The organism is Arthrobacter oryzae (genome assembly GCF_030812315.1).
Lineage (GTDB): Bacteria > Actinomycetota > Actinomycetes > Actinomycetales > Micrococcaceae > Arthrobacter > Arthrobacter oryzae_B.
This window is the reverse complement of record NZ_JAUSSM010000007.1, coordinates 67,467-82,251: the sequence shown is the minus strand read 5'-3', so window position 1 is coordinate 82,251 and position 14,785 is coordinate 67,467. Positions and strand designations below refer to the sequence as shown.

The following is a 14,785-nucleotide window of genomic DNA, read 5'->3' as shown; positions in this document are numbered from 1 at the left end:
TGACGTTAGCAAGCCCGCCCGGCCCGCGCCGAGGTTACGCCCGGAGGCGGCTGTCCGATGGCCGTCTTCATATGGACGTGGCCTGCCGTCCGGCCGATAGGCTGGGCCCATGGAGATCATCCGCTATGCCGAACTCAGAGCCGAACCGTGGCGCAACAGGGGCGGCGTAACCCGCGAACTGGCCAGCCATCCGAAGGCGGCCTCCGCGCAGGACGATGCCTGGGACTGGCGCGTGAGCATCGCCGAGGTATCCAAGGCGGGCGCGTTCTCCACCTTTCCCGGCATGGACCGCGTGCTGACCGTGATCGACGGTGAACTCCTGGTCCTGACCGTGGACGGCGCTGAGCACCCTCTGGAGAAGTACCGGCCGTTCCGGTTCTCCGGCGAGTCCGACACAGCCAGCGCCCTGCCCACAGGCGACATCCGCGACCTCAATGTGATCACCCGGAACGGTGCATTCAAGGGGTACACGTCCATCATCGAGCTCTCCAAGAAGCGCGCCCACCCGGTGTTCGAGGGCCAGCTGGGCATCCTGCTGCAGGGCCAGGCCACTGTGAGCCCGGGTTCCGCCGGTGATGCAGATACCGGTGATGCAGCTGCTGAGTCCGATGCCGCTGCGGAGCCAGCAGCCGCTGTGTCCGGCGAAGACGACGCACCCGAAGCACCCCCGGCGTCCGGCGAGCCGGAGACGCTGGGCCGCTACGACGCCGTCGTCGGCTCCGACTCCCGGACACCCGAGATCCTGGGCCGGGGTTTCCTGGCCGTCGTCTCGATCGACCGGGTCACCGGCTAGCGCTACCGGCGAGCGCTAGCGGCCGGCGGTGGCGCCGGACGACTGCAGGAGCTTCTCCTGCGCCGGCCCCACGGGAGTGAGGGCCGCGGCGATCACCACGGAACTGGCCGAGGCCCACGCCTGCGGACGGCAGCTCGCGGGGAACGGCACGGGCGTGCGCATGGTGTCAGAGCCGTGGCCCCCGAAGAGCTCGGGGAGCCGCCACTCATTGGCCTCGGCCACCTGCAGCAGCCCGGTGGCGAGCTGAGCCGCTTCAGCCGGGAAGCCGTCGGCCAGCATGCCGCTGATGATCAGGGCCGTGTCATGGCTCCAGACCGCGCCGGCATGGTAGCGGGTAGGCCAGTAGCCGCCGTTGGTGGTGGACAGCGTCCGCACTCCGTAACCGGAAAACATGGTGGGGTCCATAACGCGGCGCACCACGATGAGCCGCTCTTCCTCGTTCAGGATCCCTGTTCCTAGCAGGTGCCCCATGTTGGAGGTCACGCCGTCCACCGGGCGCTTGTCAGCGTCCAGCGCGAGCGCAGGATACGGACCGAGCTCGTCCTCGCACCAGAATTGCGCTCGGAAACGCTCGGCCATGCCGGCTGCGTACTCCCGCCATTCCGCTGCCCCCGGCCGTCCGAAGGCGTCGAGGATTTCTGCCCCCACCATGGCGGCCTCGTAGGCGTAGGCCTGGACTTCGGCTAGCGCGATCGGCCCCTTCGCAAGCGAACCGTCGTGCCAGCGGATGGCATCGCCGGAGTCCTTCCAGCCCTGATTCACCAGGCCAGCCCCGGACTCGTCCAGGTATTCCAGGAAGCCGTCCCCGTCCAGGTCGCCGTGGTCCCGGAGCCATTCGAGGGCGTCCAGCAGGTTGGGCACCAACTCCTCCACCTCGGCGTCCGGCATGCCGGCTTTCCAGGCATCGTGCAGGAGGCAGATCCACAGCGGGGTGGCGTCAATGGTGCCGTAGTACACGGGCGGCAGGCGCAAGGCCTGGCCGGTCTCGGCCATGGTCAGGACGGTCCGGCGGACTTCGTGCAGGATTTTGCCCGGCTGGACGGCCGTGGTGTGGTCGGTCTCGGTGCCCTGCCGGCCGGCGAGGGCACGGAGTGTTCCGCCCGCAATGGCCGTGTTGATGGGCAGCAGCATGCGTGCCGCAATGATCGAATCGCGGCCGAACATGGTGAAGAACCACGGTGCCCCTGCTGCCAGGAACGTGTCATGCGGATGCGAATAGTGCGCCAGGCGCAGGCTATTGAGGTCGCTGACAGACCGCTCCAGGAGCCGGTTCAGCCGGGGATCGTCCGATGCCGGAGCGACAATGGGCGCCCCGTCTGCCGCGAGCATCGGTGAATCCGTATCAGTCAGGTCCACGGCCCAGCCCAGCTGGACGGGCACTCCGGGCATCACGTCCACGGCCCAGTCGATGGTCACCTTGCTGCCCTGCATGCTGATGGCTGCGTTGTCCGCCGTCAGGGTCAGCGTGGTGTCCTTGTCCCGCCAGGACCATGTGGGCGCCTGCGGTTCCACGGGAGCGGGACCGCGCCCGCCCTGCTTGACCTGCTCCATGGTGGTGTTGTCGGCGCCGAGGGTCAGCCGGATGTGCAACGTCACCGGCTGCCGCATGGCCGATTCGAAAAGCAGCGTCTCCGCAACCGTCCCGGAGCAGCCAGTGAGCGTCTCGGTGGCTTCGCCCGCGCGGAGACGGCTGGACGCGGCTGTGCGCGTGCGCACCAAGGAGAGCAGGGGGTCGGCCACCTCGGCGTCCGCTCGCACAAAGTAGATGTAGTCGGTTTCCGTGGAGGAACGCAGCTGGGTTGATACCCATTCCGGCTCCCGCCCGTCTACACTGAGGACCGCGGTGTTGAGCACACGGTCATCACCGCAGTAGATCCCCTGCGCGCCGGCATGCCGGATCTGCCCGTGCGCGTCGGACCACGCCTGGATGGGGGCGCTGAAGACGCCGGAAAGATTGTGCAGGTATGGCTGTTCAGAGGCCAAGGATAAACAACTCCTGGTGATATTGGATTGGCGGTCAAAGCGGCCGTCCGCATTGCCGGCGGGCATCTGGGGCCGCAAATTTGATCGATCAAATTTGTGCGTTTAGATCGTCTCACACGTTACTGTGTGAAGGAAAGGCCAGCGGCTGCAGCCGTCACGGAATGCCTCCGACACCGCCAGGCCCCACCCGAATTCCAAGGAGCCCCGTTTGTCCCGGCACACTCTCGCCAGCCTCGCCAGCGAACTCGGTGTCTCGCGGCAGACCATTTCCAACGTGCTGAATGCGCCGCACAAGGTCAAACCCGCTACCCGGGAGCGCGTCCAGGCCGCCATCGCGGCCGCCGGCTACCGGCCCAGCGCGGCCGCACGCCAACTGCGCACGCAGCGCTCCATGAACTTCGGGATGCGGCTCTTTCCCGCCACGGACGGCATAAACGGCGCCATCCTGGACCGCTTCCTGCACGCGCTCACGGAAGCGGCCCAGTCCGCCGGCTATAGGCTCACGCTCTTTTGCGCAGACTCGGACGAGGAGGAAGTCCGCCAGTACGAACAGCTTCTGGATGTCGCCGGGCTGGACGGGTTCATCCTCACCTCCAGCAGGCCCGACGACGTTCGGACGCACTGGTTGGGGGAACGCGGCACCCCCTTCGCCGTCTTCGGCCGGCCCTGGGATGCCGCCGGACACTCCGCGCCGGCGGACCACCCCTGGGTGGACGTGGACGGCGCCGCGGGAACGGAAGAGGCCGTGAGGATGCTGTTGACCCAGGGCCACTCGAGGATCGGCTTCCTGGGCTGGCACACGGGCAGCCCGGTGGGCGCCGACCGCCGCCAAGGATGGGAGCGGGCCATGACGGCGGCAGGACACGGCCAGGATCTGCACGTCCTCGGCGTGGAAGCGGAAGACACGGTTGCCGGCGGAGCATCCGGAGCGGCCCTGCTGGCATCGAGGGGTGCCACCGCTATGGTCTGTTCCAGCGATTCGCTGGCCCTGGGAGCCATGGAGAAGCTGCGCGAAGCACAGCCCGGCGCTTTCCTCTCCGGGCAGCCTGCCGGCCCGGCCGGGCGAGCGGCCATCGTAGGCTTTGACGACACCCCCGTGGCCGCCGCACTGGGACTCTCCAGCGTCGCCCAGCCGGTCGAGGAGGCCGCGCGCCACATCATCGGCCTGCTGACTCACGAGCTGGCGGGCAAGGCGGCGGCAGCCCGAAGCGGGGCCGGCGCACCGCCGGCCAGGCAACTCCTCCTCGCGCCGCGCGTAGTGGAACGGATTCCGCTGCCGCTGGCATCACCCGGTCCCAGCTAACCCCAACTTCGGGGATCTTGATCTCTCGCCATCAGTGCCCTAATGTCTCCAGCTACCAGGTGAATCCGTGGAGCTGACCATGCCCGAAAAGGAATCCGCGCAAGCCTCGCGCGACGCCGGTCCCGCCCTCCATCGGACCGCGCCCCTCGTAGCGATCGGCATGACGTGCGGGATTGCCTGGGCCGCAGGTTTCCGCGGCTACATGGTCGAACTCGCCGGGCCGGCCTCCACCTTCGACTGGTGGGGGACGTTCGGTGCGATCCTCCTGCCTGGAGCCACCGTTGGCGGACTGCTGGCGTGGGCGGAAGCACTCCGGCGCGCAGGCGGCCGGCGGGGGTGGCGCTGGCTCGCCCTCGCGCCGCTCGCGTTCGCTATCGCACCGCTGCTCATGCCCGGTGCCCTTGCCGCCCTGCTCACGCAGGGCCTCGGCGGAGGCGCGGTCGCCGTCGCCCTGATGGCGATCGGCGGCGGCTACGCTTTGTCCCGGCGTGGGCCGCTCTGGGCCAGGCTCACCAGCGGCCTGGTCAGCGCAGCACTCACCGCGGCACTCGCCCTGGCGGGGCCCGGGATCGCCGGCCCCGCGCTCGCCATCACCGAACCGCGCGGTGCCTGGGTTGCCGTCTTGGGGGCGTCGTTCATCGTTGTGCTGGCCCTCGCCTCATCGATCCCGCACCGGCCCGTCGGGCGGCGGTGACCTTAACCACCATAGGTGGCCTCCCGGCGTCGGGCGTTGCTACGCTGGGATCAAGGTTCCCCTACGGAACCTCCGGACGACGGTTCAGTACCCGGCACGCGACAAGACTGGCCAAAGGATCTGTCATGTCGTGGTTAATCCTTATCCTCTCCGGGACGCTCGAGGCCGTCTGGGCCGCAGCGCTGCACCGCACCTCCCAGGCCAAAGGCCGCCGGCGCGTGCTGCCCGCGGTGATCTTCCTGGTCTCCGTCATTGCGAGTACAGGCGGCCTCGCCATCGCGATGCAGTCCATTCCCACTGGCACGGCCTACGCCGTTTGGGTTGGTGTGGGCGTGGTGCTGACGTCCGCTTACGCGATCATCACCAAGGTGGAACGCGCGACGGCGGCGCGGCTGCTGCTGCTCGCCGGGATCGCCGCGTGCGTGGTGGGCCTGAAGGTGGTGGCGTGATGCTTAGCAAGAATGCCGCCTGGCTGATCCTGCTCGGTTCCGCTGTGCTTGAGGCCGTCTGGGCCACCGCCCTTGGGCTCTCCGACGGTTTCTCCCAGGCGCTCCCGACACTGGTTTTTGCCGTCACCGCCACGCTGAGCATGGTGGGCCTGGGGATCGCCGTGAAGTCGATTCCGCTGGGGACTGGCTACGCCGTGTGGGTGGGCGTAGGGGCTGCCCTGACCGTCGGCTGGGCCATGGCCACCGGCGTCGAGCCTGCCAGTCCGCTCAAGCTGCTGTTCATTGCCGGGATTGTTGGCTGCGCGGCAGGGCTGAAGCTCCTGCCGCAGGACCGGTAGAGCCCCGCAGTACAAGGTCGGACGCCAACACCACCGGCGATCGGGTGGAATGTTCGCCCGCAATTTCGGCGGCCAGGGCGTGGACGGCGGCGTGCGCGATTGCGGCGACAGGCTGCCGGAGCGTGGTCAGGGGCGGATTGGTGAGCGCCATCAGCGGGGAGTCATCGAAGCCGACGATGGACACATCGTCCGGCACGCGCAATCCCCTGGACTGGGCCGCGCGAATGGCGCCCAGCGCCATGATGTCGGAGGCGCACACAATGGCTGTGTGGCCGGAGTCCAGGAGTTCATTGGCCGCGCTCTGGCCGCCTTCCACAGTGAACATGCTGGTGGCCGTATGGGGTTCCGGGTCGTCGGTTCCCAAGTATTCGGCAAGGGCGGAGCGGAACCCGGCCAGCTTCTGCTGGCTGGGAACGAACCGGTGCGGACCGATGGCCAGCCCCACTTTCCGGTGCCCCAGGCTGGCGAGGTGCTGAACTGCGGTGTTGATTGCTGCGGCGTCGTCATTGGACACGGAAGCAGCCGCAAGTTCCGGGCGGGTGCCGTTGACCAGGACGAAAGGGATGCCGCGGCCACGGAGACGGTGGTAGCGCTCCAGGCTGGCCTGGCCGTCGGCGTGTGAGCTGCAGATGAAAATGATGCCGGACGCCGCCTGCGCTACGAGCATCTCGATGTACTCGTCCTCGGAGCGCCCCCCGCCCGGCAGTGCACAGAGAATCGGAATGAAGTCCTCTTGGGAAAGGAGCGACACGACAGTCTCCGCAATTGCCGGAAAAATGGGATTGGTAAGGTCCGGGACGATGATGCCCACCTGCCCTCTGGTGGTGCTGCGGGCACGGTCCGGGCGCTCATAGCCCAAGTCATCCATCGCCGCGAGAACCGACTGCCGCACCTCACGCGAAACTCCCTTGCGGCCATTGACGACGCGGGACACGGTGGCGATGCTGACACCGACCTTCCGGGCCAGATCCTCCAGCTTCGGTCGCTCCGGGGCGGCCGGGTTTGCGCGGCCCGCTGTCATGCTCATAAGGCTCCTTCACCGGAACGGCCGTCCGGAAGTCATCGTGCTTCCAGTGTACGGAAGCAACACGCCATCTTAACTGAAAACAAGACGCAAAATTTTCAGCAAATCGTTGACGTGCCCCGCAACATGTATCTAGGCTCCTAGGTATCCCCGCTCACCGCTGATGGCGTTCTGGGGCATTGCCAAGGAAGGTCTCCCATGCTTCGTCACTCCCGCCCGTCCGGATCCCCGCCCACGCTCAACAAGAGACTCCTGTCAGCCCTGGCAGCAGCTTGTGTAACTCCGCTGGCCCTTGGAGGTCTTGCCCTTCCCGCGTCTGCAGACCACAGCAACGTGCCCGCGGCTGTATCACTCGTAGGATCGTTGCAGTCCGAAATCGGCTGCCCCGGAGACTGGCAGCCGGAATGCGCCGCCAGCAGGCTGCTGCCGGTGGAGGGATCCACCACCCTCTACCGAGCAACCTTCGAAGTCCCCGCCGGAACTTACGGCATGAAGGTTGCCCTTAACAATTCATGGGACGAGAACTACGGTGCGGGAGGAGTGGCCGGAGGTGGCGACATCGTGCTCAATGCGCCGGGAGGACCCGTAGCATTCACCTACGACCACGTCAGCCACACCCTCACGGACGAAGTTCCGGATGCACTGCGAGCTGAGTCCGGCGCGCACTGGCTGACGGCAGACACGATCGCATGGCAGGCCCCCGCAGCCGCGGGCACGAAGTACCGGCTCTACAGCGCTCCCGACGGCGGGATGGCGGTTGCTGACGGAGAGGTCACCGGAGCGTCCTCCCTCCCCCTCGAGCAGGATACCCAAGGCCTGCCTGCCGGCCTCTCGGCCAGATATCCGCATCTGGCAGGCTTTGCCGCCCTGCGGCTGCCGAAAACCGACGCGCTCCGGGCCAAGGAACTGCTCAAAGGCCAGCTGCTCGTGGCCGCCATCGGGTCGGACGGCAAGGTCACCGCCGCTACCGGTGTCCAGGTCCCCGGCGTCCTGGACTCGCTCCACCCCGGGGCGGCGGAGCAGGAACTTGGACTGACTTGGAAGGGAAAGCGCCCCGAGCTTTTCCTGTGGGCCCCCACGGCCCGCAGCGTCACCGTCCACACCTACGCTTCCGGTTCCGGCGGGGATCCCGCCTCGAGCAGGGCCATGGAACCGGCCGGCGACGGCGTGTGGTCCGTTACAGGGGAAAAGGACTGGAACGGTGCCTACTACCTGTACGAGGTAGAGGTCTTCGTCCCGGAAACCGGCAAGGTTGAGCGGAACCTCGTCACGGACCCCTACAGCGTGGGTCTCTCCGCCAACTCCGAACGCAGTCTTTTCGTGGATCTTGAGGACAAGTCCCTGGCGCCGGCCGACTGGGCCAAGCTGCAGAAGCCGGCACTCAGCAAACCGGAGGACCTTTCCCTCTACGAGCTGCACGTCCGCGATTTTTCCATCACCGACGACTCCGTTCCCGCCGAGCACCGCGGCACCTACAAGGCCTTCACGGAAACCGGCAGCAACGGCATGAAGCGCCTGCAGGAACTGGTGGACGCCGGGATGAACGCAGTCCACCTGCTGCCCGTCAACGACATTGGCACCATTGAAGAGCGCCGCAGCGAGCAGCTTGAACCGCTCTGCGACCTCGCCGCCCTGCCGGCCGATTCAGAGGAGCAGCAGGCGTGCGTGGCAGAGACCGCGGCCAAGGACGGCTTCAACTGGGGCTACGATCCCCTGCACTACACAACGCCCGAAGGCTCCTACTCCACCAACCCGGCCGGGCCTGCCAGGATCACGGAATTCCGCGGGATGGTGGCCGCACTCAACACCGCGGGGGCGCGGGTGGTCCAGGACGTTGTCTACAACCACACCTCGAGTGCTGGCCAGTCCGGGAGTAACAACCTTGACCGGATTGTTCCCGGCTACTATCACCGCTTGAATGCCGCCAGCGGATCCCTCGAGACGTCTACGTGCTGTGCCAACACCGCTACCGAGAACGCCATGATGGGAAAGCTCATGGTGGATTCGCTGGTGACGCTGGCCAAGACCTACAAGCTGGACGGCTTCCGCTTTGACCTGATGGGGCACCACTCTAAGCAGAACATGCTGGATATCAGGGCAGCCCTCGATGAGCTGACCCTGCCCAAGGACGGCGTGGATGGCAAGAACATCACCCTGTACGGTGAGGGCTGGAACTTCGGCGAGGTGGCCAACAACGCCAGGTTCGTCCAGGCTACCCAGGCAAACATGGCCGGGACCGGCATCGGCACGTTCAACGACCGCCTGCGCGACGCAGTCCGCGGCGGCGGCCCGTTCGATCCGGACCCGCGGGTCCAAGGATTCGCCTCCGGCCTGTTCACCGATCCCAATGATTCCCCGGCCAACGGCACTCCGGAACAGCAGAAAGCTGCCCTCCTCCTCACGCAGGACCTGGTGAAGGTGGGCCTGACCGGCAACCTGAAGGACTACTCCTTCATTGACCGCACGGGCGCCGCCGCCAAGGGCTCGGACGTACCCTATAACGGCGTCCCCGCCGGTTACACGAGCGATCCGCAGGAAGCCATCACCTACGTGGAGGCCCACGACAACGAGACGCTGTTCGATGCCCTTGCCCTGAAGCTGCCCCAGGACACGACAATGGCCGACCGGACACGGATGCAAACCTTGGCGCTCAGCACCACAGCCTTGGGCCAGGGCATCTCCTTCTGGCACGCCGGAGGGGAATCGCTGCGCAGCAAGTCACTGGACCGCAACAGCTACGATTCCGGCGACTGGTTCAATGTCCTGGACCACACAGATGCCACCAACGGCTTCGGCCGGGGTCTGCCGCCCAAGGCCGACAACGAGGACAAGTACGACTACATGCGCCCGCTCCTGGCAGATCCCGCGCAGAAGCCGGCTTCCGCAGAGATCGCCGACGCCCGCGGGCGCGCCGAGGAACTGCTACGTATCCGCAAGAGCACCCCGCTGTTCCACCTGGGCGAGGCGCATTTGGTGCAGCAGAAGGTGTCCTTCCCGGGCGGTGGCCCCGAGCAGACTCCGGGTGTGGTTGTGATGCAGATTGACGACTCCGCCGGGACGGACGTGGACCGGAACCTGCGCGGACTGGTGGTGGTGTTCAACGCCTCGGACGAGGCCACCCGGCAGAGCGTGGCCGGAACCGCAGGGTCCGCCTACACCCTGCATCCGGTGCAGGCAGGTGGCATCGACTCCGTAGTCAAGGCGGCCTCCCATGACGCGGCGTCCGGGACCTTCACCGTCCCTGCCCGCACCGTGGCGGTGTTCCAGGCCAAGTAAGAGCGGGCAGGGCGACGCAAAACCGGAGGGGACCCGCAGCACTGACTAGGCTGGTGTCATGGCGACTTCCCCGGTGGACCCGAGCCCTGTCCCGCGGCCGGCAGCCGCCGTGCTCCGGCATCCTGAGGTACGGACGGCCGTGGCGGACCTGAGCTCCCGCCTCGCGTCCGGGAAGCGGATACTGCTCGGCATCACGGGATCGCCGGGGTCCGGAAAGTCGACCTTCGCGGCCGCCCTGCACGCCCTCTTTGAGGCCGGCACCGCTGTGGTGGTGCCCATGGACGGATTCCATCTGGGGAACGCGATCATCGACGGCACGCCGCTGCGGCAGCGCAAGGGGGCCATCGACACCTTCGACGTCGGCGGTTACCTCTCGCTGCTGCAGCGGCTGGCGCGGCGCGATGAGCCAGTGGTCTATGCACCGGATTTCCGCCGACAGATCGACGAACCGGTGGCCGCCTCCATTGCGGTCCCGGCCTCCGTGCCGCTGGTGATCACCGAAGGGAACTACCTCCTGGCGGACTACCCCGTGTGGCGGCAGGTCCGCGCGCAACTGGATGAGGTCTGGTTCATGGACACTCCCCCGGACCTTCGCCTCGAGCGGCTGGTGGACAGGCACGTGAACTTCGGCATGGACCGGCCTGCGGCGGAGGAATGGGCCGGCGGCTCCGATGAGGCCAACGCGCGGCTCATCGAGTCGACCCGCCCTGCCGCCGACCGCATCATTCCCTGGTCCTAGCGTTTCCGGTCCGTTCACTGCGCGTTCCCCGCAGCCTGAAACGGAGTTTTCCTGAAGTCTTTTTCAGGGGCGCACCGCCCGGACCCCGCAGCCCTGTTAGCCTGCTCCTAGGATCACCGGACCATCAACGGGTCTCAGCCGGTGGCTGGGTCCCCCGTGGCTCCTGGACGCAGAGGACAACAGCACATGGATGGGAACGTGCCGGGCAAGGCTTCAGGGCCGGTCTCCACAGCGGCGGACACCGGTATGGAGGGGGCCGGGCGCACGTGGAGCCTGCAGCGCGAATGGTCCAGGGCCTTCCTGCTAATGCTCGCAGCCCTGCTGATCGGCGCCGCCGTAACGATCGTGGGTGTGCGCGGCCTGATGGACCAAGTGCAAGCTACGTCCGCCGAGCTCCATCTCCGACTGGACAAGGTGGAGGTCCTGCGTTCAGCCCTCGACGCCCACGAGCAGCTGGGTCACCAGATGCTCTCCAATGCACCGGGCGACCGTTCGGCCTTCCTCAGGCAGCAGGAGGAGATCTCCCGGCTGTTCCAGGAAACCGCCGCCATCCTGCCAGGTGAGACGGGCATGCGGGATACGATTGCCACCGCCCGTCAGTCCTGGCAGGAAGCCTTGACAGCACATGGGCTGTGGGGCGGCCAGGTGCAGTCGCTCCAAGGCAACCATGTGGACGAGTCTCCGGCATTGGCCGCAGCCAGCGCGGAAGTTCGCAAGCGCGTGGCGGAGATCCGACACTATTCCCTGCTGGAAATGGATAAAGGCCTCGCGCACAATGCCGAGCTCGAACAGCTCCTGATCATCGGGCGCATTGCTCTGTTTGTAGTGGCGGTGGGAGTTACGGTGTACTTCCGCCGGAGGATGGTCAAGGACCTCATGCGGCCGGTGGAAAGCCTGCATAAGGGCGTCCAAAAGCTGCGGGGCGGGAACTACAACCACCGCATCGAGGTCTTCCGCCGCGACGAACTCGGCGAGTTGGCGGAGGCGTTTAACGGCATGGCCGCCGCTGTCCACAACAGCCATTTGAACCTGACGCATCGCGCCACCCATGACCCCCTCACACGGCTGGCCAACCGTGCGGCGCTGATGGAACGCCTCACGGAATCCTTTGGCCGCGGGAGCACCCGCAGGAACCGGAGCGAGGGACTTCTGTTCATTGACATCGACGACTTCAAGGACGTCAATGACTCGCTGGGGCACGAGCGTGGCGATGACCTGCTCGTCCAGCTGGCCGCGCGCCTCCAAGGGTGCGTGCGCACCCACGACCTCGTTGCCCGGGTCGGCGGGGACGAATTCGCGATAGTTGTGATGGACGACGACGCCGGCTCCGTTACCGCGGGGGTCGCGGAACGGATCCATGAGGCACTGCGTACACCGTTCTTCTTAGGCGAGGACCGGCGGACAGTGACGGCCAGCATGGGCGCGGCCCAGCGGCGGCCCGGCACAAGTGATGCGGCCGAACTGCTGCGCCAGGCGGATTTCGCGATGTACCTCGCCAAACATGGCGGCAAAGCCCGCTATCAGCTGTTTGATGCCGAGGGCTACGACCATATGACGTATCGGGCCGCCCTCAAGCGGGACCTCGCCACGGCGGTGAGCGGTGGCCAGCTCCGCCTCGAATACCAGCCGATTGCGGACTTGAACAGCGGAGAAATCCTCGGCGTGGAGGCACTGGTGCGCTGGCAGCACCCTACCCTGGGACTGCTGGCCCCGTCCGAATTCATTCCGCTCGCCGAGGAGACCGGCGACATCGACGCCGTTGGCTGCTGGGTGCTGGACACCGCAAGCCGTCAGGCGGCCGGCTGGCGGAAGTCCTTGCCGCGGTGCGAAAACGTTTGGATTGCGATCAACCTCTCAACCATCCAGCTCCCCAATCCCCGGAACCTGGCGGCCATCAAAGGCATCCTTTCCGACCCGGCGGCGCAAGCGGACAAGGTGGTTCTGGAAGTCACCGAAACAGCCCTGGCGGGCAGCACGGACGGCGGAGTAGCTGCACTCAAGACGCTGAAGGGCACGGGCGTCCGCGTGGCCATCGACGATTTCGGGACGGGTTATTCCTCCCTCAGCTCGCTGGCTGTGCTTCCGGCAGACATCCTGAAGATTGACCGTTCGTTCCTCGGGCGGCAGGCATCCGAGGCGCAATCGGCGGCGATGCTCGAGGGCATCCTGGGGCTGGCCCGCATGCTGTCCCTCGAAGTGATCGCCGAAGGCGTGGAGGAACCCGGGCAGCTGGACCTTCTCCGCGCCCTGGACTGCCGGATGGGGCAAGGCTACCTGCTTGCCCGCCCCGGGTCCGCCGAGGCGATCAAAGCACTGCTGGCTTCGGGTGCCCGCCTTCAGCCCGGCCCCGCGGCGCTTGAGGAAGCGGTTGATTCCTGAGGAATACCGGCCTTCGCACCGGGGTTGTTGGCAGGGACACGGGATCACACCGAACGGAGCGCATCATGACGGCACCATCAGTACACCTCGGCGACGGCCTTCGCGTCAGCCCCCTGGGATTCGGCGGCATGGCCCTCACCCCGGTCTACGGTGTAGTGGACCAGGGCGAGGCACTGCGGACCCTGCACCATGCTGTGGACGCGGGCGTCAGCTTCATCGACACCGCGGATATCTACGGCGGCGGCAGCAACGAGGATCTGATCGCCCGGCTGCTGAAGGAACGCCGGGACGAAGTCCAGCTGGCCACCAAGTTCGGGCTGGTGGGTACTCCCAGCAGCGGCTATACGGACATCCGCGGCGACCGCCAGTACATCCGGCAGGCAGTGGAGGCCAGTCTCCGCCGCCTGGGCACCGACACCATTGACCTTTACTACATGCACCGCCGGGACCTCCGCGTTCCGATTGTGGAAACCGTGGAGGCCATGGCGGCGCTGGTGCAGCAAGGCAAGGTGCGGCACCTCGGCCTGTCGGAGGTGACGGCCGAGGAGCTGCGGGAGGCCAGCAGCGTCCACCCCATCGCCGCGGTCCAGAGCGAGTGGTCCATCTGGAGCCGCGATGTGGAACGCAACGTTGTTCCCGCGGCAGTCGCGCTAGGGGTGGGTTTTGTGCCCTATTCTCCGCTGGGCCGGGGATTCCTCACCGGCACAGTGGACGCTTCGAAGCTCGGGAGCGGCGACTTCCGCCGCAACATCCCCCGCTTTGCCGAAGATGCAGCGGACGCCAACCAGGGAGTGGTGGCCGCAGTGCAGTCGGTGGCAACCGAACTCAGCGCCGAAATGGCGGCCGCAGGACGAACCGCCACACCGGCCCAGGTGGCGCTCGCGTGGCTGTTTGCCCAGGGCAAAAAGCTCGGCCTGCCCGTCGTGCCCATCCCCGGCACACGCAGGGCGGAACGGATCGACGAGAACCTGGGCGCCCTGGCGCTCAATTTCACCCCGGCGCAACTGGCGAGGCTCGACTCCGCCGCGGACGCCGTCGTCGGCTCCCGCTCTGCGGACCCCAACTGGGTGTCCCAGGGCCGTGAATAGCGTTTCCGTAGACTGAAGCCCATGGATTCCCTCATTCACGACCTGCGAGACATCACCATCCGCCGGATTTCGGTCAGCGAGATGGACAACAACGTGTATCTGCTGACCAGCAAGGCAACCGGGGCGCAGCTCCTGATCGATGCGGCCGATGATCTGGCCGCCATCCAGGGGCTGCTTGCCGACGCCGCCGCGGATACCTCCGCGACGCCGAAGCTGGCGCTGGTTGCCACCACCCACCAGCACTGGGACCATGTCCGTGCGCTGCCGGGCCTGGTCGAGGCCACCGGGGTAAAGACGGCGGCCGGGACGGATGACGCCCCCGAGCTGCCGGTCCCGGTGGATGTGCTGCTGGACCATGGGGACGTGGGCAACTTCGACGGCTTCGACGTGACCGCCGTGCACCTCCGGGGCCACACCCCGGGGTCGGTGGCACTGGTGTACCAGGACCCGGAAGGACCTGCGCACATTTTCTCCGGCGACTCACTGTTTCCGGGCGGAGTGGGTAACACACAGAACGATCCCGAACGGTTCGCCCAGCTGATCAACGATGTCAGCGAGCGGTTGTTCGTTGTCTATCCGGACGACACCGTGGTCCATCCGGGCCACGGCAAGCCCACAACGCTCGGTGCCGAGCGCCCGCACCTTGAGGAGTGGCGCGCCCGCGGCTGGTGATACCCGGTTAACAACCGATCGAGTGCTCCGCAACTGCCGTCATGAAC

Annotated in this window: 12 protein-coding genes and 1 riboswitch; of the genes, 10 read left to right on the top strand and 2 right to left on the bottom strand. The window is 66.9% G+C overall.

All coding sequences use genetic code 11. The annotated features are described in order from the left end of the window. Nucleotides 1-109: 109 nt before the first annotated feature. Nucleotides 110-793 (top strand): HutD/Ves family protein, encoded by a 684-nt coding sequence (locus tag J2S97_RS14850; RefSeq protein WP_307050713.1) that lies wholly within the window; start codon nucleotides 110-112, stop codon nucleotides 791-793. Between the two features lie 15 nt (nucleotides 794-808). Here J2S97_RS14850 and J2S97_RS14845 read toward each other — a convergent pair whose 3' ends face one another. Further along, on the bottom strand, nucleotides 809-2,776 hold the full coding sequence (locus tag J2S97_RS14845; protein WP_307050712.1) for a glycogen debranching N-terminal domain-containing protein: 1,968 nt from the start codon (nucleotides 2,774-2,776) through the stop codon (nucleotides 809-811). A gap of 208 nt (nucleotides 2,777-2,984) precedes the next feature. On the opposite strand from J2S97_RS14845, the gene J2S97_RS14840 reads away from it, so the two are divergent. From J2S97_RS14840 to J2S97_RS14825, 4 genes are all read left to right on the top strand, one after another. Then, complete coding sequence (locus J2S97_RS14840) at nucleotides 2,985-4,079, top strand: LacI family DNA-binding transcriptional regulator (protein WP_307050711.1); 1,095 nt, start codon at nucleotides 2,985-2,987, stop codon at nucleotides 4,077-4,079. A gap of 79 nt (nucleotides 4,080-4,158) precedes the next feature. Continuing rightward, on the top strand, nucleotides 4,159-4,773 hold the full coding sequence (locus tag J2S97_RS14835; RefSeq protein ID WP_307050710.1) for a hypothetical protein: 615 nt from the start codon (nucleotides 4,159-4,161) through the stop codon (nucleotides 4,771-4,773). A gap of 50 nt (nucleotides 4,774-4,823) precedes the next feature. After that, a riboswitch (guanidine-III (ykkC-III) riboswitch) is annotated at nucleotides 4,824-4,889 on the top strand. A gap of 9 nt (nucleotides 4,890-4,898) precedes the next feature. Then, entirely contained in the window at nucleotides 4,899-5,222 is a 324-nt protein-coding gene (locus tag J2S97_RS14830) for a DMT family transporter (RefSeq protein ID WP_307050709.1), read from the top strand. Continuing rightward, complete coding sequence (locus J2S97_RS14825; RefSeq protein WP_307050923.1) at nucleotides 5,222-5,560, top strand: DMT family transporter; 339 nt, start codon at nucleotides 5,222-5,224, stop codon at nucleotides 5,558-5,560. The genes J2S97_RS14830 and J2S97_RS14825 overlap by 1 nt, the downstream gene beginning before the upstream one ends. Here J2S97_RS14825 and J2S97_RS14820 read toward each other — a convergent pair. Continuing rightward, entirely contained in the window at nucleotides 5,502-6,587 is a 1,086-nt protein-coding gene (locus J2S97_RS14820; RefSeq protein WP_307050708.1) for a LacI family DNA-binding transcriptional regulator, read from the bottom strand. The two genes, J2S97_RS14825 and J2S97_RS14820, sit on opposite strands and share 59 nt — an antisense overlap. Nucleotides 6,588-6,782: 195 nt before the next feature. Between J2S97_RS14820 and pulA the strand changes: the two genes are divergently transcribed. The 5 genes from pulA to J2S97_RS14795 all read left to right on the top strand — a co-directional run bounded on the left by pulA (nucleotide 6,783) and on the right by J2S97_RS14795 (nucleotide 14,738). Beyond that, nucleotides 6,783-9,860, top strand: coding sequence for a pullulanase-type alpha-1,6-glucosidase (gene pulA / locus J2S97_RS14815; protein ID WP_307050707.1), 3,078 nt, complete (start codon nucleotides 6,783-6,785; stop codon nucleotides 9,858-9,860). 58 nt (nucleotides 9,861-9,918) lie between these two features. After that, nucleotides 9,919-10,599 (top strand): nucleoside/nucleotide kinase family protein, encoded by a 681-nt coding sequence (locus J2S97_RS14810; RefSeq protein ID WP_307050706.1) that lies wholly within the window; start codon nucleotides 9,919-9,921, stop codon nucleotides 10,597-10,599. Between the two features lie 186 nt (nucleotides 10,600-10,785). Then, complete coding sequence (locus J2S97_RS14805; protein ID WP_307050705.1) at nucleotides 10,786-12,978, top strand: putative bifunctional diguanylate cyclase/phosphodiesterase; 2,193 nt, start codon at nucleotides 10,786-10,788, stop codon at nucleotides 12,976-12,978. Nucleotides 12,979-13,043: 65 nt separating this feature from the next. Beyond that, the gene (locus J2S97_RS14800) at nucleotides 13,044-14,066 is read left to right on the top strand and encodes an aldo/keto reductase (RefSeq protein ID WP_307050704.1); all 1,023 of its coding nucleotides are present in this window, start codon (nucleotides 13,044-13,046) and stop codon (nucleotides 14,064-14,066) included. Between the two features lie 21 nt (nucleotides 14,067-14,087). Further along, complete coding sequence (locus tag J2S97_RS14795) at nucleotides 14,088-14,738, top strand: MBL fold metallo-hydrolase (protein ID WP_307050703.1); 651 nt, start codon at nucleotides 14,088-14,090, stop codon at nucleotides 14,736-14,738. The last annotated feature ends 47 nt before the right edge of the window (nucleotides 14,739-14,785 follow it).

What these genes read in the sequence shown, in the direction of transcription:
- J2S97_RS14850 (WP_307050713.1), top strand. Translation starts at nt 110, where the DNA reads ATGGAGATCATCCGCTATGCCGAACTCAGAGCCGAACCGTGGCGCAAC.
- J2S97_RS14830 (WP_307050709.1), top strand. Translation starts at nt 4,899, where the DNA reads ATGTCGTGGTTAATCCTTATCCTCTCCGGGACGCTCGAGGCCGTCTGG.
- J2S97_RS14810 (WP_307050706.1), top strand. Translation starts at nt 9,919, where the DNA reads ATGGCGACTTCCCCGGTGGACCCGAGCCCTGTCCCGCGGCCGGCAGCC.
- J2S97_RS14805 (WP_307050705.1), top strand. Translation starts at nt 10,786, where the DNA reads ATGGATGGGAACGTGCCGGGCAAGGCTTCAGGGCCGGTCTCCACAGCG.
- J2S97_RS14795 (WP_307050703.1), top strand. Translation starts at nt 14,088, where the DNA reads ATGGATTCCCTCATTCACGACCTGCGAGACATCACCATCCGCCGGATT.
- J2S97_RS14820 (WP_307050708.1), bottom strand. Translation starts at nt 6,587, where the DNA reads ATGAGCATGACAGCGGGCCGCGCAAACCCGGCCGCCCCGGAGCGACCG.
- J2S97_RS14835 (WP_307050710.1), top strand. Translation starts at nt 4,159, where the DNA reads ATGCCCGAAAAGGAATCCGCGCAAGCCTCGCGCGACGCCGGTCCCGCC.
- J2S97_RS14825 (WP_307050923.1), top strand. Translation starts at nt 5,222, where the DNA reads ATGCTTAGCAAGAATGCCGCCTGGCTGATCCTGCTCGGTTCCGCTGTG.
- J2S97_RS14800 (WP_307050704.1), top strand. Translation starts at nt 13,044, where the DNA reads ATGACGGCACCATCAGTACACCTCGGCGACGGCCTTCGCGTCAGCCCC.
- pulA (WP_307050707.1), top strand. Translation starts at nt 6,783, where the DNA reads ATGCTTCGTCACTCCCGCCCGTCCGGATCCCCGCCCACGCTCAACAAG.